This is a genomic window from Pedobacter kyonggii (genome assembly GCF_004310665.1).
Classification (GTDB): domain Bacteria; phylum Bacteroidota; class Bacteroidia; order Sphingobacteriales; family Sphingobacteriaceae; genus Pedobacter; species Pedobacter kyonggii.
Window position 1 is genome coordinate 61,233 of the sequence record NZ_SIXF01000023.1, and the last position, 21,000, is coordinate 82,232.

14 protein-coding genes are annotated in these 21,000 nt (G+C 40.2%); 9 read left to right on the plus strand and 5 right to left on the minus strand.

The annotated features are described in order from the left end of the window. Positions 1-949: 949 nt before the first annotated feature. The 8 genes from EYS08_RS18945 (at position 950) to EYS08_RS18980 (ending at position 8,867) form a co-directional block, all read left to right on the plus strand. Positions 950-3,292, plus strand: coding sequence for a sensor histidine kinase (locus tag EYS08_RS18945; protein WP_131031590.1), 2,343 nt, complete (start codon positions 950-952; stop codon positions 3,290-3,292). Between the two features lie 14 nt (positions 3,293-3,306). After that, positions 3,307-3,666: a response regulator transcription factor gene (locus EYS08_RS18950; RefSeq protein ID WP_131031591.1), complete on the plus strand. Its 360-nt coding sequence runs from the start codon at positions 3,307-3,309 to the stop codon at positions 3,664-3,666. 188 nt (positions 3,667-3,854) lie between these two features. Further along, positions 3,855-4,013: a hypothetical protein gene (locus EYS08_RS18955; protein ID WP_208745903.1), complete on the plus strand. Its 159-nt coding sequence runs from the start codon at positions 3,855-3,857 to the stop codon at positions 4,011-4,013. A gap of 216 nt (positions 4,014-4,229) precedes the next feature. Continuing rightward, entirely contained in the window at positions 4,230-4,670 is a 441-nt protein-coding gene (locus EYS08_RS18960; protein ID WP_131031592.1) for an Hsp20/alpha crystallin family protein, read from the plus strand. 80 nt (positions 4,671-4,750) lie between these two features. Next, entirely contained in the window at positions 4,751-5,059 is a 309-nt protein-coding gene (locus EYS08_RS18965; protein WP_131031593.1) for a hypothetical protein, read from the plus strand. A gap of 92 nt (positions 5,060-5,151) precedes the next feature. Beyond that, positions 5,152-5,598: a response regulator gene (locus EYS08_RS18970; protein ID WP_131031594.1), complete on the plus strand. Its 447-nt coding sequence runs from the start codon at positions 5,152-5,154 to the stop codon at positions 5,596-5,598. Positions 5,599-5,767: 169 nt separating this feature from the next. Further along, the gene (locus EYS08_RS18975) at positions 5,768-6,400 is read left to right on the plus strand and encodes a TetR/AcrR family transcriptional regulator (protein ID WP_131031595.1); all 633 of its coding nucleotides are present in this window, start codon (positions 5,768-5,770) and stop codon (positions 6,398-6,400) included. Between the two features lie 604 nt (positions 6,401-7,004). Further along, a complete protein-coding gene (locus EYS08_RS18980; RefSeq protein ID WP_131031596.1) occupies positions 7,005-8,867 on the plus strand; it encodes an amidohydrolase in 1,863 nt (620 codons plus the stop codon). A 147-nt stretch (positions 8,868-9,014) separates the two neighbouring features. On the opposite strand, the gene EYS08_RS18985 is transcribed toward EYS08_RS18980, so the two are convergent. Then, positions 9,015-9,212, minus strand: coding sequence for a hypothetical protein (locus tag EYS08_RS18985; protein WP_208745904.1), 198 nt, complete (start codon positions 9,210-9,212; stop codon positions 9,015-9,017). A 486-nt stretch (positions 9,213-9,698) separates the two neighbouring features. Between EYS08_RS18985 and EYS08_RS18990 the strand changes: the two genes are divergently transcribed. After that, on the plus strand, positions 9,699-10,775 hold the full coding sequence (locus tag EYS08_RS18990) for an RICIN domain-containing protein (protein ID WP_165456511.1): 1,077 nt from the start codon (positions 9,699-9,701) through the stop codon (positions 10,773-10,775). Positions 10,776-11,206: 431 nt separating this feature from the next. Here EYS08_RS18990 and EYS08_RS18995 read toward each other — a convergent pair whose 3' ends face one another. The 4 genes from EYS08_RS18995 to EYS08_RS19010 form a co-directional block, all read right to left on the minus strand. Next, complete coding sequence (locus EYS08_RS18995; RefSeq protein WP_165456512.1) at positions 11,207-15,448, minus strand: hybrid sensor histidine kinase/response regulator transcription factor; 4,242 nt, start codon at positions 15,446-15,448, stop codon at positions 11,207-11,209. A gap of 256 nt (positions 15,449-15,704) precedes the next feature. Beyond that, positions 15,705-17,633: a beta-L-arabinofuranosidase domain-containing protein gene (locus EYS08_RS19000; protein ID WP_208745905.1), complete on the minus strand. Its 1,929-nt coding sequence runs from the start codon at positions 17,631-17,633 to the stop codon at positions 15,705-15,707. A gap of 122 nt (positions 17,634-17,755) precedes the next feature. After that, positions 17,756-19,288 carry a glycoside hydrolase family 43 protein gene (locus tag EYS08_RS19005; RefSeq protein WP_131031599.1) on the minus strand — a complete coding sequence of 511 codons (1,533 nt, stop codon included), beginning with the start codon at positions 19,286-19,288 and terminating at the stop codon, positions 17,756-17,758. Between the two features lie 72 nt (positions 19,289-19,360). Next, the gene (locus tag EYS08_RS19010; protein ID WP_131031600.1) at positions 19,361-20,713 is read right to left on the minus strand and encodes a glycoside hydrolase family 43 protein; all 1,353 of its coding nucleotides are present in this window, start codon (positions 20,711-20,713) and stop codon (positions 19,361-19,363) included. Between the last annotated feature and the right edge of the window lie 287 nt (positions 20,714-21,000).

Genomic DNA, 21,000 nt, shown 5'->3' on the forward strand with positions numbered 1-21,000 from the left:
TGATGCTCAGGCTTATTTCAAAACTCCATTTACATAACCGCTTACTGCTGAGGTTTGAGTGGTACTACTGTAGCTGCCATTCCCTGCTAGAAAGTGAGCGTCACCCCAAAAAATAATGTATTCATAGCATTATCTTGCTTTGACTGAGTTTACGGGCTTATTTACAAGCAATAAAAATCAACCCATAATTAGTTTCACTCCTATTCAGAAAGATATGTTCTTAAGTAACGCCAGGAATTTTGGTGGCATTCGGTTTGTTCGTGATAAACAAAAAAACATTACAGGATTTTATATAAATTCTGATAGGATTAAAAATCCATTTTTTGAAAAAATAAAACATTGATCGCTCCTGTCTGTCCGGTGTCCCGCAGTTCTATGAAGTTACGAATTTTTATAGGTTGCCGGAGACACCAATGGTTATAAGTCCATTCAAAAAACTTAGATGTATTTTCGATCGGCAGATAAGGCAGTAGAACGAGCGATAACAGAAGATTTGGAACGAGAAGAACCCGTGTTAAAGCAACCTTTACTACTTTGCCTTATTTACGCAGGATGTTCTCAAATAAAATCCCACCAAGGGCAAACAGCGGCGGGAAAGCGCTAAAAGCATAATATGGTTTCCCTCTGAACAATAGCTATTAGTTGTTTGCATTCTGAAAAACTTACACATTGTGCTCATTAATGCCTTCTATATTAACTAGATCACTCGACATTCTTAAATTGTTGCAATTTCCTTTCATGCAAAATCCACATTTAGTTTAAATTAAACACATTTTTCTTTTTGCATCACACTAGCTCAGAGTCGACAGATTTAATAAAAAAGGCTAAAATATACCGCCCAAAAGGGACGCATTTTTATATTCTTAAAACTATTATCGCTCAGGGTTGTTGACATAGATCGGGTATTAATGTGAATGTACCTTCTTTAATTAAATAATTGCCCCCCAGTATGGACTTAACTTCCCTAAATCAACTGTTTACCTTTAAGTCGATTTTTGAAAGCTTGGAAGACGCAGTAATCTGCCATGACATTGATTTTAAAATTACAGATATAAACCCGGCGGCAGAGCGACTGTTCGGTTTTACCAGGGAGCAGATCGGAAAAACAGTTTGCGGGCTAATGGAAAAAGCCGTTTTTGAAGAGTATGAGCACTTAGTGAATACTGTGCGGAGCGGTGCGAAGATCCAGGGTTTTCGTACCGTACGCCGATCGATAACAGGGGAAGACCTACATGTTTCCATTACCATCTCTCCAATTACTGATGCTGAACAAAAATTGATAGGCATTTCCCAAACGATCCGTGACATTTCAGATGAACATATCGCCGAAGAACAACAAGCTACACTGGCAGCCATTATTGAAGGATCTGAAGATGCAATCGTCTCTAAAACGCTAGATGGTTTTATCACCAGCTGGAACAATGGAGCGCAGGAAATTTTTGGTTATGCTGCATCAGAGGTAATCGGGAAGCATATTACCATCCTCATCCCTCAGGATCGGATACATGAAGAAGATTATATTATCAATAAGATAAGGGCAGGCAAAAAAATCGAATATTACAAGACAGTACGTCTGGCCAAGGACGGAACTGAAATACCTATATCGCTTACCGTATCGCCCGTAAGGAACAAACAGGGCCACATTATTGGGGTGAGTAAGGTTGCGCGTAACATTACAGCCCAAAAACTCGCCGATGAGAAGCAGGCCGCATTGGCTGCCATAGTTGAGAGTTCCGATGATGCCATCGTAAGCAAAACGCTCGCTGGTATAATCACCACATGGAATAAAGGTGCAGAAAATATTTTTGGCTATAGCGAAAACGAAGCCGTTGGTCGCCACATCTCCATATTGATCCCGCCAGACCGCCTTGATGAGGAGGAACGCATTATAAGCAGTATCAAAAGAGGTATAAAGATAGATCACTTTCAAACCATAAGGATAAGTAAGGAAAACAGGAAAATCCAGGTCTCCTTAACAGTGTCCCCGATAAAGAACAGTGATGGGATAATCGTTGGCGCTTCAAAAGTAGCCAGGGATATCACTGCCCAGAGAGAAGCAGAAAATGCCTTAAAAAGCAATTCCCAAAAGCTCATGATCCTGAATTCGATAGGCAAGAGCATCAGTGAACAACTGGATGTCAATGTCATTTTACAGCAAGTGACCGATGCGACAACAGAACTTACCGGGGCGGCATTTGGCGCTTTCTTTTACAATAAAATCAATGAGGAAGGTGAATCTTACATGCTCTATACGCTCTCGGGCGCTCCTCGTGAGGCATTTGAAAAATTTGGTATGCCCCGTAATACAGCAGTATTCCATACCACCTTCAGCGGTGAGGGAGTGGTGCGTGTAGACAACATTAAAAAAGATGAACGTTATGGCAAAATGGCTCCCCATTTTGGGATGCCCGATGGACACCTGCCTGTGGTCAGTTATCTGGCTGTCCCTGTTATTTCATCAACAGGCACAGTAATTGGCGGGCTTTTCTTTGGTCACCCAGAACCCGGCATATTTCTGCAGGATCATGAAGAACTGGTGGTTGGGGTTGCCTCTCAGGCAGCCATAGCACTCGATAACTCAAAACTTTTTGAAGAGGTCAAAACCCTTAGCCTTAAAAAAGATGAATTTATAGCCTTGGCTTCACATGAACTCAAAACACCACTCACCTCTATGAGCGGCTTTCTTCAGGTGCTTCAAAAAACAGCTTCAGATGGTATGAATAAAGTTTTTTTAGACAAGGCGATCAGGCAGGTAGACAAACTCAATATCCTTATCAATGACCTGTTTGACATTTCCAAGGTCCAGGCTGGCAAATTACAGTTTAATTTTGAACAGTTGGACCTTGGTGCACTGATCGGTGATATCTGCGAAACATTTGAGCAGACCGTTCCCGGACACAATTATATTTATACCCGCGAAGGAGACCTTGTATTGCATGGGGATAAAATGCGGATGGAACAGGTAATCACGAACCTGATTGGCAATGCAGTAAAGTATGCGCCCCACTCCCGGGATATTAATATAACGGCTGTAAACCGTGACCATGAAATAATTATTTCGGTGATAGATTATGGCGCAGGGATTCCTGCCGCCGAACAGGTCCATATATTCAGCCAGTTTTACAGGGTAAGAGAAAAGGACCGTAATATATCTGGGCTTGGACTTGGCCTTTACATTACCAAGGAGATTATTGAACGCCATGGGGGGAGGATATGGGTAGAAAGCGAACCCGGTAGAGGTGCTGCATTTAAATTTGCGGTCCCTGTATTCAACACACACACTAACATCTAATATAACAAACACAAATGAGCAAAAAATTAGTTTATGTCCTGGAGGACGACGCAGATATTAGTGAAGTGGTCAGTTATATCCTGTCCGAAGAAGGCTATGAAGTAAATGGCTGCCCTACCGTCGCGGCGTTCAACCATATGATCTCGCAGAGATTGCCTGATATAGCGATTCTTGATATCATGTTGCCCGACGGTAACGGGCTCGATATCTGCAGGCAATTGCGCATGGATGAACGTACTTCAGTCATTAATATCATCATGATGTCTGCCAACACGACCAAGAACGAAATTTTGGGTTCGGGCTGTGGCGCAGAATTTATAGCAAAGCCCTTTAATATCGACCATTTCGTTGCCCGGGTAAACCAGTATGCTTAGATTGGCATAACACCTTTATAGATTTTGCATATAAATTATATGCTGATTTTTAAAGACACCTTGATAAATCTTGTACAGGCCTGCGTGGTATAGTTGATGGAGGTTAATTATGTTTGGTAGGCTTGCCACGATAGCACTAAAATATACACTCAGTTGTTCGTCCAGGTACTTTTCTTTCATCTAAACGCATGAGAGAACTAAATGGTTACTCGGCTGGAGAGGAAATCTCTCTTGAAGCTGCTCTCGCCCAGATTCTCCAGAAATATAGACTAAAAGTGTTTATTAGCATGGTCAGTCATGAACTTAAAATACCAGTAACGGCTTTGAAAGCCTATATCAATTTATAACCATCCGACCAGCGAACTGAAAATTTTTCAGTTCAAAGCTGAAAAAAGTTCAGAATTTATGAAAATTTTTCAGCCAGGGTTTCTAAAAAGTACGTGAATATTCTTAAAAGTACCGTTGGCACAACACTTGAAGTTGATATTTCAAAACCGCTTAAAGGTTTTAGAGAAAATTAATTGATTAATAGTCTATTTTTTTTTTAAAAAGGAGAACACACTATGACATTGGTTAAATTCAATCCAGAAAAGAAAAACAGTACATTATTGCCAGGCTTTAATGACATTTTCGAATCCGTACTGGGCGACACATTTTTTTCAGACCGCCGAATCAACAGCCTTCCTGCTGTAAACATTTTAGAGTCCGGTGAAGAATATCATATCGAGCTTGCCGCTCCCGGCCTGAAAAAAGAAGATTTTAAAGTTTCTGTAGAGCGGGATATGCTTACTATTTCTACCGGGCATTACAGCGAAAACAACACATTGGAAAAAACCTACAACAGACGTGAATTCAGCTACTCGGCTTTCACCAGGGCATTCACACTTCCTGAAAGTGCCGATGTGGACCGTATCCAGGCAAGTTATGTCGACGGGGTACTTAAGCTTGCACTTCCAAAAAAAGAGGAAGCAAAGGCAGTTTCAAGACAGATCGAGATTCGCTAGTAAATTTGAAAATGCCGCAGCAAGCGGCATTTTTTTTAATCCCGAAGCATACTGATCATAGAAAATAAAAGCTAAATGAAATGGAATCTACATTAACAATAATAGTGGTGCTTCATTTAAAGGGCACCAAAATTACCTATGGAAAATTTACGCTTGGAACAGACCGGGAATCTGCACTTGAAACCTTTAACATGCTCAAAGGGAAAAAGGAATCTTTAGGAGCCTGTATGATCCAGATGGAACTTATCGAGGAGATTGCGGGTCTTCCGGTACCATTAGGAACAATATCCTGCAACCTGGAGCAACTAAAGGAAAACGTAGCGATTATTTCAAAAGAAATCTTCCGGATCGCGCAACTCGATGACCTGGAAATCAAACCATTGCAATAGGCAAAAAAACATGAACTTTTTGGAGGGCATCAGCATATATCCATACAATTGAAGGATTTTCAAAAACATATAACACTAACAATGAGAAGATTATGGAAACAAAAAAAATATTTATTGTAGAGGATGACCTGGTGTTACTGGAAACGCTGCAAGAAATTCTTAAGTTGTACGGTTATCAATGCCAGGGTTGCCATGATCCGGAGAAAGCGGTTAAACAAATTGAGCATTACCGTCCGGATTTGATCATTTTGGACTATATGTTACCTGAATGGAACGGAGGAGAACTTTGTAGTGCCATCCGCGCTATCGATGGATTTGAGGACATCCCAATCATCATTATTTCTGCCTATACTAAAATACTATTTTCATTGTCTGATTATGGTTGCGATGCGATATTGGAAAAACCATTTTCGATCCAGGAAATCACCCGTCTCATCAGCACCCTACTTTCAGAAAAACGCAGCGACAGCGGTCTTCTTCCAAAGATCAAAACCGTAATAAAAAATGTGCTGCAAGAGGTAAAGGCCAAAAATATTTAGTGTCTTTATTTATTTGCTGAAAAGGGATAAATTACAAATTATTAAAAAGCAATGCAGCAAAATAGTGCCGTTTCAATGTGTTCTATTGAAAAAGATGGAACAAATAGCGCTGCATTATATATATTTGGATAATCTCCGGAGATCAAGAAATTGTTGTACCCCCCCCCGAATGACAAGAAAACCTACGAGCGGCCCCATCAGAAATAAAGAATGGACAAAACAAAAACTTATGGCCGCAGTTGGTAAAATCTTAAAAAATGACGGTTTTACCGGCTTAAACGTTAGTAAAGTAGCATTAAAAGCCGAAGTAGACCGAAAATTGGTTTATGATTATTTCGGCAGTATGGAAGGCCTGGTAAAGGAATACCTAAACAATAGCGATTTTTATACTGCAAATATCGATCAATCAAAAGAAATAATCGAGCAAAACAGAAGCGATCAGGGCAAAGAGATGTTGTATCATTTACTGGAAGATCAGCTCGATTCTTTAATTGCAAATGAAGAAATGCGAAAGATCATCAGTTGGGGGGTATGCGAAAGTTCAAAAGTATTAGAGGAGTTAAATGAGAGACGTGAATCTCTGGGAGAGCAGTTTTTTAGTGAACTTACTGACAAATACTTTAAAGGCAAAGATAAAAATATCAGGCCGGTTGCTGCCCTTCTAATTGGTGGCATATATTACATTACCTTAATTGCTCATACAAATAATGGCCTGATCTGTGGAGTTGATATCAGGAAAGAGGAAGCACAGGCCGAAATAAAGAAGACCATTAAACAAATCATTGAATGGGCATACCTTTAGCCATTCGTAAATAAGTTTGTAGTAGTACAATCAAAGGCTCAACTCCCTAAAGAAACTTAAAAATCAAATAGTTACATAATTAACACCCAATTTTACATCCATTAAAGTGTAGTTGGGTATTTTTTTAGCTCTATTATTTTCCAAATATATTTTAAATTTTCCCGAGGAACTTCGCTGTCTGAGGATAAACTCCTGTCATTGATTTGTAGAATATTTTCATAAGAATCTGTACAAAGAAAAGTGATGTACCCGTGAGTGGCTTACCTGGAATACTCGATTCGAAGTGATCGCTAAATAAATATTTACAACTGAACTTCAAAAGAAAATCTACCGAAACGTCAATTTTTTGGGCATGCTATCGGAAAATGAATGAAAAGATTATAAATAACACCACAAACATGAACGCCTATGAATACAAAAAAAAACATCGTAACACTACGAAAACATTCATTTAAAGCTCCAATACCCGAACAGGACTTATACACATCAGCCCACCAATCAATCCCCAATATGAACTACACAAGCCAACAAAGACAGTACACAAATAAAATGCTGTATTTTGGGACATACAACAAAACTTATCATTAACACCCTTAATCAACCAATGGAAAACCAACACGTACACCATCATGGCTGCACACAATGCGCCTGCAACAATCCTGTTTTAGAAATTCTCAAAGAAGAGCTTTTCAGTCCTGAAAACCTCGCAAAAATGAAACCAGGCCCCGGGCTTAAAGCCAAACAACAGCCCCAAACCCTATTAATCACCGGCGGCACCATCCGTCCGATGACTGGAGGATCCACGGGTACCGTTGAAGCCATCGGAATAGCAGACGGAAACGTTGTGGTCAATGGCACCCAAAGTGCAGTAACAGCATATATGGAACAAAACTATCCCGGTTACAAGACCAAAGAACTTACCGGCACACAAACCCTGCTCCCTGGACTGATCGAGCCGCACGTACACATCGTTCCAACCGCCATGATGACAGAATGGGCAGATGTAAGCCCTTTCAAAGGTCAGGATTTACTCGAAACATACAACCTGGATTCAGTTGGAAAAATCATCAACGATAACCTCCCTGATAATTTTCAATATGTTATCCTAGGCAAGGGGCTTGATCCCTCGCTGATGCCTTTTGTGGTCAACAAAAACGGCGAAGAGGAATTGGTCACGATAGATAATCACATACTTGACAGCATTAGAAAAGACATACCGATGATGCTACTGAGTGCCTCAATGCACACCCTTTATTTGAACACCAGCGCATTACATTACGTTTTTAATAACAATGAAGATGTGCGAAAGGAATACAAATTAGTGGATTTATACATTGCAAGAACTAAAGGTCAACTACAGGAAAGTTTAATGATGACCCCAGCGCTCACCGTGATCAAGCAACAGGTTATAGCAATGGCGAACAACATCGATAGCTACCTCACAGAACTTTTTAAACTGGCGAATCAAAGGGGAGCGACCTTCATGTACGATGCAGGACTGAACACCAATTTTGAAAAGATTTTGCTGCAATACTTGAGCAGTAATCCCGAGCTGGTCCGGATCGGGGGCGCATTGCTATGTTCCACCCAGACCGAGGTAGACAACCTTGGCAAATACCCAGACACAGCCAGTTACTCGCCTGTGTATAATGGCCACGTAAAAGTTGTTTCGGACGGTTCAAACCAGGGTCTCACCGGCTACCAGAGTACACCTTATCTTTGCAAGCCAGCTAATAATACAGGGATATTCAATTTCCCACAACCAAACACCCCTACAGGTACCATTCCACAAAACTATCAATCACTGATCAGTGGTGTTATAGCAAAAGGCTGGCCCCTGATGATCCATGCCAATGGCGACCAGGCAGTAACCTTCGCAATAGAAGCCTACCAAACTGCCCTCACTCAGCCCAACGTTACCGAGCTGCGCAACCGCATAGAACACTGCTCACTTCTAACAGCAGACCAGATATCAACAATGCTCAAAATGGGCGTTTCACCAAGTTTCCTTATTGGCCACGTAGGATATTGGGGACATGCTTTCAGCCAGGTCATATTTGGCAGCGCAAAAGCCCAGATGCTCGACCTTTGCGGTTCCACACTTGCCGCCGGAATGAGGATCACGCTACACAGCGACAACGAAGTAAGCCCATTGGGTCCATTGAGAATGATGGAACAATCCATTACCAGGATAATGGAAGAGAATACGGCAAACGGTGAAGTATTAAATCCCAGCGAGTGCATTACACCAGAACAGGCCCTGGTTGCAGTCACCTATGATGCCGCGTGGCAATGTTATGCCGACCAGTGGGCCGGGTCATTGGACGAAGGCTACTTTGCCGATTTCGTCATCCTTGAACAGGATCCCCTATCATTAACCACCCCATCTGAGCAATACATGAAAATGCGGAACATCCCAGTACTGGAAACCTGGCTTGGTGGCATACCTGTGCATATTAAAGAGTGATCAAACTAATGAGAGCTAAACAGGATTAATTATCATTGCAACAACTATCTCTGCATTACCTTGGGGGATAGTTGTTACTAAATGCCTTGAACTCCACTTCTATTGATAAAATCCTAATTCCCGCCTACAAGGCAACAATAAATCTACTTAAGAGATTGTGAAGTTTGGGCGTTTTATTTTATGACCGTCTTCCATCACACTTTCGTGAGCAAGAATACCCACACAGGTAATATTTGCCGATTGCCTTGCATCAGGGAAAGATACCCGCTCCTGGATCAATGCAGAGATGAGCTCATGTACCAGATGAGGGTGAGAGCCACCATGGCCTAGCACTCTGTCATTCATATTGAAGAGATCCCAAACAGGCAGATTTCGCCACGATCTAAATCAAAAATAAACGTAAAAAAGACGCTTATAAAAGATTGCTTTCTCCTATTTAGCTTAACATCTTGTAATAAAATAGGAAAACGAAGAATTTACCCCCTAATTTATATTAGATTACCCCTCACTACAAGCACATTTTTTATGGTTAATTTGTTTCAACCAAGTATAAAAATCTGGTAAACTACCAGAAGTATCTTTTACAATTCTTTTAATCGTTACCGCTGTTTGGGCAGCAGCAGTAAGGAATGGGCAGGTGATTACGGGATAAACCAAAAGCCTTGTAAACCAGGTCGTTTTAAAAGGCTAAACCTTTTTAAAACAAGGTGATTACTATAGTTTTATTGATCATAAAAAGAGGGGCTCACCTATAATGAGTAGCATATGTCCTCTTTAAAATAACCAAACGAACATGTTCATATGCCTGTTCATTCATTCTTACCTAATTTTATGAAAACAAAATCTTTTACTTTACCCTCAGTCGGCATATTGATGCTCGGATTTGTTTTATTTTTTGGCAGTTGCAGAAAAAACGATCTTCCGGATCCAGACAGCGCGGATCAGCTTTCGGTGAAGACAAAACTGAGCGCAATACCGCCAAACGAAACCCCACTGTCTATAACCAATGGCACCTTTTATATCGTGAACCGCAAAAGCGGAAAAACACTCGATGTGGGTGGTTTTCAGACTGCTGACGGCTCGAATGTTTCCCAATATGGCGGTACAGGCGGAACAAATCAAAAATGGAACCTGACACTGCTTTCCGGTGGTTACTATTCAATTATTGGTGTGCATAGCTCCAAAGGACTTCAGGTAGACCAAGCGGGAACAGCTGATGGGGATAATGTGAATATATCTACCTATTCGGGCACTACAAACCAGCAATGGCAATTTACCTCATTGGGCAACGGGTATTACCGCATTATTAACCGAAACAGTGGTAAAGACCTTGAAGTTGCCAACCAGTCAATCGCTAATGGTGCCAATGTTGCGCAATGGACTTACAATGGCGGAGAAAACCAGCAATGGTCTTTGTTAACGGTCAATGCAGGCGGTCAACTGAATTGGGTGCTTAACAGTACAGGCGTACCTGCTGATGTACTTGCCCGAATTACCAGCGCTATGAATGATGCCTGTGCAAGATATAACGCTGGCGCCAATTGGCCTGCCCGCACACTTACCGTACAATATAACACAGGTGTGCCCACAGCCGATGGCAGTACAAACGGAAACATACGTTTTGGTGCAAATACCAGTTACCAGAATGTCCGTACGGCAATGCACGAAATTGCCCATACCTATGGCGTTGGCCTAAGCAGCGGATGGACTTCAAATACTAGTACGGGCGACTTCTTAGGCGCAAACACAGTTGCACTTGTTAAAATTTTTGATGGCACTAGTGGTGTAATACACATCGGAGGCGGACATTTTTGGCCTTACGGTTTAAACTATGACAATGAATGGAGTGAAACAAATGCCTTTAGACATGTAAAATTAGTTTTTGCAATGCGATCGGACGGGATGTAGAGAAGCAGATCTGTAGCTGCTATTGAATTAAAGAGGGGGTATCATAAAAGCGATTTCACCTCAGATGCTGTCATGTTGTCCAAAGGACTCCTATGTAGAGCTTGTCGAAACACCTTAAAGAGTATTTAAACAGGTCCTTCGACAGGCTACCATTGAAAGATTCAAAAGAAGGTCGTCATTGCAAGGAGGAACGACGAAGCAATCTTAATGCGCACGCTAGTAGCGATCGTTGTAAGATTGCTTCGTCGGCTGAAAAAGCCTTCTCGCAATGACGATTCCTCGCAGCTTACAATAGGATAAAGACCCCTTATGTCATTCATATTGATTTTTATAAAATAAATTACCCCTCACTGTGACAAAAATGTTAGATTCGTTAATACAACTTGGTTCACATCAACTCGGATGATAAAAAAGATTTGTTCTGTTTTAATTTAATGCTCCTTATCTTTATTGGCCTTCCTTTTTTCGGCCATATATTCGGAGGGCGCTATGTTATATTTTGCTTTAAATGACTTAGCAAAATAATTAGGAGCGCTAAAACCTACCATATAACATATCTCTGAAACTGTTTTATCACTTTTCTCTAATAATACTGCGGCTCTCTCCAGCTTAACAGACCGGATAAAATCAACAGGTGTTTTACCCATTACCTGCAAACACTTTCTATATAAAGATACTCTACTCATCCTCAGATGCTTACTTAAATCCTCAACAGACAATTCAGGCTTATCAAGATTTGCATCAATATAAGGCAATACTTCGTTAAGGAATTTAACATCGGTAGATTCGATTTCTATTTCCGGGGCCTGAATACTGATCTGTCTGGAATAAGTATTCTTAAATGTTTGATGAAGCGTGAGCAGATTCTTTATTTTTGAATGTAAGATTTCAAAATTAAAAGGCTTAGTCATGTAATCATTCGCTCCTGTTTCCAACCCTTTAAGCTGTTCTTCCTCAGCAGTTAAAGCTGTTAACAATATGATTGGGATATGTTTGGTCCGGTCATCCCCTTTCAGTTTTTTACATAATTCAGTCCCATTCATTTCAGGCATATTTATATCTGAAACAATAAGATGCGGATGCAAAGCAAGGGCCTTTTGCCAGCCTTCCTTACCATTCGAAGCCTCTACTATCTTATAAAAAGACCTTAAATTATCTTTAAGATAAAACCTAAAATCTTCATTATCTTCAATTAACAAAACAAGAGGCACATCTGTTGTGCGGGTATCTATCTCAGAATACTCACTTTCATCCTTTCTTTCATTGGAACATAATTGTTTTTCAGTGGTAACAAAGCTATCATAAGCATGTTCATTACTTTTTGTAAGTGATATGCTTATAATGGTATCATTTGATTCTGTATATGGCAATTCAGCATTTTCAAGATCCTTTTGCTCCTGCGCCGAAATTGAACTGGCAGCGAGGTTTAAGCGTACGGTAAAACAAGTTGCTAAACCTGGTTCACTTTCTACCAATATTTCACCTCCGTGCATTTTCACAAACTCTTTGGTGATGGACAAGCCAATTCCCGATCCCTGGTTAAGGATGGATGAGGATGTTTCATTTTGAAAAAAACGATCGAAGATCATTTCCTGCCTATCTTTTGGGATCCCGATTCCTGAATCTTTCACTTTTATCTCCAATGAAACCCAGCCATCTTCTCCCTGATGCGGCAGCTTTTGTAATTCAACACTTATGGTTCCTGCCGATGGTGTAAATTTAAATGCGTTTGAAAGTAAATTGAACAATATCCGCTCAATCTTATCGTGATCAAACGATACATATAGATTTTCAATAGCACTTTTAAAAGCAAATTTTATCTGCTTGCGTTCTGCCAGATCATAAAAAGAGTCTGTTGCATCTTTAATAAAGGATACAATTTCGCCATCGCTCTTATGTAATTGCAATTCCTGCTCCTCCATTTTACGGAAATCGAGCAGCTGGTTTACCAGGTTTAACAAACGCTTTCCATTCCTTTTAATCATGGCCAACTGACCGTAACGTCCAGTCTCTTTGGTCTCCGTTAAAAGTTTATCCACAGGAGCGAGAATCAATGAGATAGGCGTCCTGAATTCATGGCTCAGATTTGTTAAAAATTTAATTTTCAATAAATCCAGCTCACGCAATCTTTCAGCTTCTTTACGATCTTGTTGCCTTAATTGCACCGCTTGAATTCTTTCCTGTTCCTGTAATTGCCTGGCCTGGATCCTTTCCTGCTCTGAGGCAAATTCCTTCCTTAACTTTTTGATCCCTCTGTTCCGAATAAACAGGAGTGAAAAGCCAATAGCTAAAACATACAGTATATATGCCCATGTGGTGCGCCAGAAAGGAGGCAAAATGGTAATTTTCAAGTGCGACTCTGCCAGTGGTATAGGATCGTTTCCGTTAAAAGCTTTTACATGAAAGGTGTAATTTCCGGGATCAAGATTTGTAAAAGTGGCCTTACGCATTTCTGCAGGAACTGTAAGCCAATGCTTATCAAATCCTTCTAAATTGTATTTGTAAGTTATTTTGCTGTGATTAATATAATTGAGCAATGCAAATTCGAGTGAAAAAATGTTTTCTTTATAAGTAAAGGTTAAATTTTCAAGCGCTGTTATTGTTTTTGGCAAAATAATATGGCCGTTAATGCTTTCTCCAACCTGTATGTTATGGTTAAACATTTCTAAGCCCGTTATTACCAGCGTAGAGGGATACCGCCCCTTAGTGATTTGCCCCCCTCTGAAAATATTGAAGCCATTTGCCCCTCCGAAAATCAATTCACCGGCTTTTGTTTTGTACGCAGCATTCATATTAAATGTGGGCCCTTGCAATCCGTCGGCCTCATTGTATTTGCTGTATATAAATCTATAATTTCCTCCTTCAGCAACTACTGTAATCTTGTAAAGGCCTTTTTGCGAACTATACCAAATATGATGATTTTCATCTTCAAGCAAATCCAAAACAGCACTTTCGGGCAGCCCGACTTCCTCGCTTAAATTATTAAAGGTTTTTGTTGCAGGATTATATATACTTATACCCTCACGGGTACCTATCCAAATCCACCCTCTACCATCTTCGATAATGGAATGTACATTACCAGATACCAGGCTGTTCGGATCCTTACTGTTATTAATTAAATGGGTAAACTTAAAGGTTTTAGTATCCAGCATACTAACTCCACGGGTAGTACCAATCCAGATTCTTTTAAGTTTATCTTCATATAAACAATTAATGATATTAGAATTTAGTGTGTTTTTAACTGTCGAATTAAAGTGCCTGAAGGTTTTGGTATTTCGGTCAAACAGGTCCAATCCATTACTTAAAGTACCAACCCAGAGCCTGTTGGATGAATCTTCTAACAGGGCATAAATGCGATTATCTGAAAGGCTGGAAGGATCTGTAGTATGTTTATAATGGGTAAATTTAGTCCCGTCAAAAGAATTAAGCCCGCCTAAATAGGTTCCAATCCACAAAATGCCCGAATGATCGATGTAAAGGCTCACAACAATATCGCTACTTAAAGAATTATTGTTGGCAGGATTATTACGATATGCTGTAATTTCACCTGTGCTTCTGTTTAAATACAGCAAACCAGTACCGTTTGTTCCAATCCACAAATTCCCCTTACTGTCTTCCGCAAATGAATTAACGTCTTTATATATCGCGTTTTTCCCTGTTAAATACTCATTTCGCGGAAACTTAAAGATGCTTTTATGATAGTAACAGATCCCTTTTTTAAAGGTGCCAATCCAGATTATCCCGTTATTGTCTTTGTATAAGTCAACAATGCTGTTCTGCTTTAATCCCCTGGGGTCATCTTCTTTACTTAAAATATAACTTATTTTGTAGGTTAGCTTATTTAAGATATTAATTCCACCATGATCGGTCCCGATCCAGATATTTCCATCATCGCCCTCTATAATGGAACTTACATTATTAGAACTGAGGCCTGAATGATCTGGCTTCTTTCCAAAATAACGGAAAGTGTTACTTTTTTCATTAAGATAATACAAGCCGAAAGGGTTACTCATATTATAAATAAAAATATTGCCTCCAGAATCGTTGCTGAGGTGGAAATCGCTTAGCTGATCTCCAAAACGTTTGTTTATTGCAAAATATCTATTTGTTACCCGCTGTTCTTTTAGGTTAACCTTATCAAGAACACCATTGGTATAAATAACCCACAAATTACCTTTTTGGTCATCCAAAAAATAGCTTATTTCGTTAGCATACAAGGAGTTTACTATTCCATTTTTATGAGTATACCTTGTGGTTGTATTACTTTTCGCATCATAACAAAAAATGCCTTGATTTTCAAGGTGGAAATAGTACTTTCCCTTATTATTGGTTTGTATATCTTTAAGGTATCCGCCCGGAATTTTATATTTTTTAAGGTGCTTATCCTGAAATGGCTCAAATTTCTCTGTCAAAGGATTATAAATACTGAAACCGCTTCCAGATTTAATCCATAACTGTTTCTCCGGCCCTTCAAATATTTTGAGCACATAATCATCGGGGATACTGGTACTATCCTTTATATTATGTTTAAATACCCTGAATTCATGCCCATCGTAGCGGTTGAGGCCGGCTTGGGTTCCAAACCACATAAATCCTTTATGATCTTTATATATGGCTTTTACCTGATTATCCGATAAACCGTTAGCAATATCCAGATGAGAAAATTGGTACAAACCTTCTTGAGCAAAAAGAGAATTACACAGTAGGAATGTGCTGACTAAAATTAAAACCCGAAACATATATTTTTCTACTCAATACAGAAGCATCATCACCTGCAAATAATTAATCTAAAAACAAAATTTGGTTACAAAACGGCTGTTTAATATTGACATAACCAAGCTACGCTTATATTTTGATATTTTTTAATAAACACGAAAATTGTAGGTAATGAAATGCACAAAGGCACCTAAATCACTAACAATTAATGGTCTAATATTCCCTGATCGATGCGTAAACACCATAGGGTGTATGGCTTATGCCATAAAAAGGACGTAAGGTATAAATATGCTTACCATCCTTCAATTGGAAAGATGCAGAATCAATTATGGATAGGTTTGTTAATAATTGCTCAGGCTTGCCCCTCAATGCGAGTTCGGTATCAGTATCGAAAGCCAACAATGTAGGCCCATAAAAAAAAGCAACTTTGTTCATGTCATCCTGCATGCGCTCAATTCTAAAGCGATAGTCGAATACCAATTTAATCTGATCCTTGTTTCTCCATACCCTATCCAGTCGCACAAAAGAATTGGGAGCAGCTGTTTTGGGTTGCAAGCGCCCATTCAAGTAGATCTTTAGTCCGTTTGCCCATGAGGGAACAAATAAGTTAACGGTTAACCGGATATCTTTTTCAGCTGAAAAAGAAAATAAAACCTCATTGTCCTTTGGAAAGTTACCGCTTTGGTTGAGGCTAAGCCTTTTTTCATTCCAATTGAGCTGAGAAGGGATATATTGATTGATCCAAAGGCTTGATGAATCCCTGAAATAAATATTAGCATTGAGACTTGCAAATGCTTCTATTGCCGTTCCATTACAGCAACGAAAATCATTATCCTTTAAAAAAGCCTTTGTTCTTGGTGAACCAAGGGGAAGGTGATAAACACAAGTTCCATTCTGGTCGTTCTGGGTAGGCAGTACTGCATTATAGAAAGCATTCATATAGGCATCGGCATACTTTGGTTTTCCTATCCACGTGAACAGCTCCGCGGTAAGCTTTTGGGTATTATGGGTGACGCATGATTCAGCAATCTCTTTCGTCATCGTGTTGCTCAAGTGCCCTGGCAGCCCCCAGTGCTCTGCAGAGAGCGAAGTTGGTGTAGTTACATTTGGGCGAGGACCACTACTTGATCCATTGACATAAGTATGGTCATGCTCAAGAATGTTCCAAAAATTCACGACCGCATCATGGCATGCCCGCTCACCGGTGAGCATATACCGTTGAGCAAAGCCATTAACCAAAACCAAATGGGTATTGGCATGCAGGTCGCTAAGAATCTCATGATTTTGGGAAAGCGGCTGCAGAAACCAATCTCTGTCAAATAGCTTTGCAAGCTCAAAATGCATTGGATTCTTTGTAATCTTATATAACTTGTACAATATCTCGTTCATTGCCCCAGGTTCATTTTCGGGGTTTGCCGCTACGGTATAAAGCATTCTTTCAATGGTTTGATTATCAAGCTTTGACATCCTTAATTTTACGTATCCTGCCATACCATTAACGATCTCCAGTGCCTTTTGGTTCCCAGTGTGCGTGTAAACATCTAAAAGTCCCTGCATCACCTTATGATAAGTATAATAAGGAGCCCAGACTCCAGAAAATTTTGTCTCCAGTTTCTCAAAATCAGATTCGGGAAATGCGCTGAGATATCCCCTGCCGAGGGCTTGCTGGCATTTGGCAAGCTCAGTGACCATATATTCGAGCCTTTTGGAGAGAACGGGCTCATGATACCGTTCAATCAACATCGAGACAGCCGAAAGGTAGTGACCAACAAAATGACCACGTAAGCCGACATTGGGACTTTCCCAACCCTCCAATGCCTTTGCCGTAGATGGAAGTCTGGCATTTACCCTAAAATTATGAAGCAATCGATCGGCATCCAAAGAACTGATATAAGTTGTATTTAAGGCCTCCCTTTCAAGGATCCAAGATGCATTTAATTTTACGTCCTTTGCCTGGAAAGCGGTGAGCTTAGCCCTACTTTGGGCATTCCCAAACATGCAGTTTACCAAAAGCAAAAACAGGATGGTTAAAATTTTACCACTTAAATAGCTGTAGCCAGGAAAATTACGCCTACACAAATTATCCTTAAGCAGATAACCTAAAGTTCTGCCAGCCATCGTTTCTCCTAATATTTGGTTCATAAAAATTATTCGTATTCTATATTACAATTTTATGCATTAAGCAGCTAGTGCTATAAAAATATCTGCCATGTCTTTTCTGTTCGTTAAATTGCTTTCTGCCTTAAATAAACCTGCAACCAGAATTAACGAATGAATTTCCATTCATCAAACAAAAAACCCGCTCCATTAAACACGAAATAGATATTCTCTACTCCTTTATCCATTTTCAGGTTTATTTTCTTTGATAGCGTGGTCCATTCCTTCTCATCACATGTAAGGGAAACAAGAGGAGTACCTTTAAGATTATTTACATAAACATCAATTCTACCTTTCCCTTTCACCCTGGCTTCGAATTTGGCAGGGATCTGTTTACTAAAGTCGGCTCCCCTCACCATGATACATTGTTGATCTGCTTTTCCTTTGGCAACCATATTGCCCGGATTACCAGCAGCTTCGAACTGGACCTGCCCCGAAGTGCCTGCAGTGGTTTCTGCCTGCTGAAGAACGAATGGATTTAATGGGTTAAGTTGTGTCGTACCTTTAAAGGTTGCTTTGCCCATGGGGATATTCACATTCTTTTCATCCACCTGCATTTCTTCGATACCCACATTACGAAAACCACCTTTGGTGCCAAAATAATCCTGTAAATACATGGCATGGTAAGTAATATAATATTTCTCTTTAAACTTGAACAGGTGAGTGTGGTTGTTTGTCCAAGGGCCCACATTAACCTCGCCAGTGTTTTTAAAGTAATTGTCGCGATATTTCCAGCTATCCGGAGTTAAGGGCGTTTTACTCGTCATATAAGACATGTTGCATTTGGTTGGTTTGTCAATATTGCTATAAGGCCATTCTGTGCGTTCTTCCCAATTTGTATTATAGGTATAAACCCAGGTTCCGTTTATGAAATTAAGGTCGCTGGCCTCAAAAAAATAAGGAGCGGGTATTTTAGCAACATCGCTGGCCAAACTGATCATATCTTTTCCCAATTTGACGATTCTGGCATTATCTGGCATATATTTCGTTTTAGGCGATCCGCCTCCAAAAGTAAGCCAGCCAGTACCCTGGTCATCAATCACAACCCCGGGATCGAATGGGGCATCAACATCCACACCGGGAACCGAACGGTCGATTATGTTCTTTCCCAGTGGGTCTTTCCAGGGACCAACCGGAGAGGTGGAAGTAAGCATGGCTGTGCCAATACCACTATTGGAGTAATACAGATAGAAGTGCGTTTTACCATCTGCTTCCTTTCTGGATGTAATGGAAGGGGCCCAGGAATTCTGGCTCCATGGTGCCAGCTCGGCAGTATTGATAAGACCATGATAGGTCCAGTTAACCATATCATCGGAAGACATCATCACCAGCGTACGGATATGCTCGTATGAATTTTTCCCATCTTTTCCAACACGCTCATACTGTTGATGATCATTTGTGCCATACACATAAATTCTTCCATTGTATTCTACAGCTGTTGGATCGGCCGTAAACATAAAATCTAATAAAGGATTGGCATTATTGGAGATAAGTTTCGGTGAAACATTTGCGAATTTTTCTGCCAGATTTTCTTTAACCATTTTCGGTTTACCTGCATTGGTCTGAGCCTCTGCGAATTCTATGCCTCCCAGAAAAGCCATAACAACGGCTGTACTTAACAATACTTTTTTTCTAAACATATTTTTATTTTATCTAACGAATACCCGTTAAGGGTTAATTTTTAATTGATTAATTATTCTTTAAGGAAGATTTTATTTATCGAATCTCCACCAGTTGAAATTGAACAGATCGCCTTGACTGCCTTTAAAAACAAAGTACATATCGTGAATACCCTTTGTCTTTTTTACTTTAGTTGAAACGGTGGTCCAACTTTGCAAGCTTCCTGTATTTTTAACCTCACAGGCCCCCAATAGTTCTCCTTCGAGACTATCCATATGTATTTCGATAAAACCACCTGATGCCGATGAAACATTTGCCTGAAATATTCCTGCTCCCTTCTTAAAATCAACACTTCGGACTTTGATAAAATCGCCATTGCTGATTTCGGTTACATAAACTCCCGCGTTGTTGCTGCGTTCGGTTTCAATTCCCTGCTCCCAGGCTATAGTTTCCGCTTCCTGGCGGATGAATGGATTTAAATGTTCAACAGGTTTTACACCTTCGGTTGTTGGAGTTATCTGCGGAATGCTCCCATCTTTATTATACTGAAACTCATCCACACAAACAGAACGGGTAAAACCTCCACCACCTGGCAACGCACCGTTATGATAGAACAAATACGATCTGCCTTTATAATCGATCACACCTGGATGATTGGTAAAGGCGCCTCCCTTGCCAATTACCCGCATAGTGGTATCCCGGTAAACCCATGGTCCGGTAGGACTTGTACTGGTTGAGTAAGCCAAATGTTCAGGCACACCTCCTGCAGCATAATGCATATAGTAAAGGTTTTTACGTTTGTAAAACCACGGAGCTTCTTCGTAAGCTGAAGGTCTTTTATCAACATCTTTATATCGTACATTAAAACCTTCTTTATTCAACGGCACCGTAACTACCTCACCAGCGTAAGAAATCATATCCGGATTCAACTTTACGTATTTAAGATAGGGGTTCCCCCAATAGAGATATGATTGGCCATCGTCATCAATAAATACTGTGGGGTCAATATCTCCGTAACCACTGTGAACCAGTGGTTTTCCAAGTGCATCTTTAAACGGACCTGTAGGACTATCAGAAACAGCCACCCCGATTGACATTCCCATCGTTTCATGGGTCATAGGCACGTACCAGTAAAACTTTCCATTCCTGGCAATGCATTGTCCAGCCCAGGCATCTTGCTTCGCCCAGCTGAACGTTTTAACCGACAGGGGCGATCCGCGGTCTGTCCAGTTCACCATATCGGTAGATGTGAAACAGTGCCAGTTTTTCATCACAAATACATTCGATTTATCTTCATCGTGCCCGGTGTACAGGTAAACGGTATCTTTGTATACCATCGGCGCCGGATCTGCTGTGTAAATGGTTTGTATAATCGGGTTTTGGGCCTGTGCGCTTGCTGCAGCAAAAAGAACTGTTACCTGTAAAACTATCTTTTTGATATTCATTGTGGTTCTAAATGTGTGTGTATATGCATTATAATCGCAATTAATTTTAGGTTTAAAAGTTATGGTTTCAGTAAGATTACCTATATGTAGTAAGAGGTTGTATCATAAAGGCGATTTCACTTCAAATGCTGTCATGTTGTCCAAAGGACTCCTATGGAGAGCTTGTCGAAACACCTCAAAGAGTGTTTAACAGGTCCTTCTACAGGCTTAGGATGACAAATCTATATTTATGATACAACCTCTTTTTAAGTTCAATGCTAAACATGAACCTCTACAATGCTGTATTT

Bases quoted from the DNA above. Each gene is read 5' to 3' on its own strand.
- EYS08_RS18980 (WP_131031596.1), top strand. From the start codon at position 7,005: ATGGAAAACCAACACGTACACCATCATGGCTGCACACAATGCGCCTGC.
- EYS08_RS18985 (WP_208745904.1), bottom strand. From the start codon at position 9,212: ATGAATGACAGAGTGCTAGGCCATGGTGGCTCTCACCCTCATCTGGTA.
- EYS08_RS18955 (WP_208745903.1), top strand. From the start codon at position 3,855: ATGAGAGAACTAAATGGTTACTCGGCTGGAGAGGAAATCTCTCTTGAA.
- EYS08_RS18965 (WP_131031593.1), top strand. From the start codon at position 4,751: ATGGAATCTACATTAACAATAATAGTGGTGCTTCATTTAAAGGGCACC.
- EYS08_RS18960 (WP_131031592.1), top strand. From the start codon at position 4,230: ATGACATTGGTTAAATTCAATCCAGAAAAGAAAAACAGTACATTATTG.
- EYS08_RS19005 (WP_131031599.1), bottom strand. From the start codon at position 19,288: ATGTTTAGAAAAAAAGTATTGTTAAGTACAGCCGTTGTTATGGCTTTT.
- EYS08_RS19000 (WP_208745905.1), bottom strand. From the start codon at position 17,633: ATGAACCAAATATTAGGAGAAACGATGGCTGGCAGAACTTTAGGTTAT.
- EYS08_RS19010 (WP_131031600.1), bottom strand. From the start codon at position 20,713: ATGAATATCAAAAAGATAGTTTTACAGGTAACAGTTCTTTTTGCTGCA.
- EYS08_RS18945 (WP_131031590.1), top strand. From the start codon at position 950: ATGGACTTAACTTCCCTAAATCAACTGTTTACCTTTAAGTCGATTTTT.
- EYS08_RS18990 (WP_165456511.1), top strand. From the start codon at position 9,699: ATGAAAACAAAATCTTTTACTTTACCCTCAGTCGGCATATTGATGCTC.
- EYS08_RS18970 (WP_131031594.1), top strand. From the start codon at position 5,152: ATGGAAACAAAAAAAATATTTATTGTAGAGGATGACCTGGTGTTACTG.
- EYS08_RS18975 (WP_131031595.1), top strand. From the start codon at position 5,768: ATGACAAGAAAACCTACGAGCGGCCCCATCAGAAATAAAGAATGGACA.
- EYS08_RS18950 (WP_131031591.1), top strand. From the start codon at position 3,307: ATGAGCAAAAAATTAGTTTATGTCCTGGAGGACGACGCAGATATTAGT.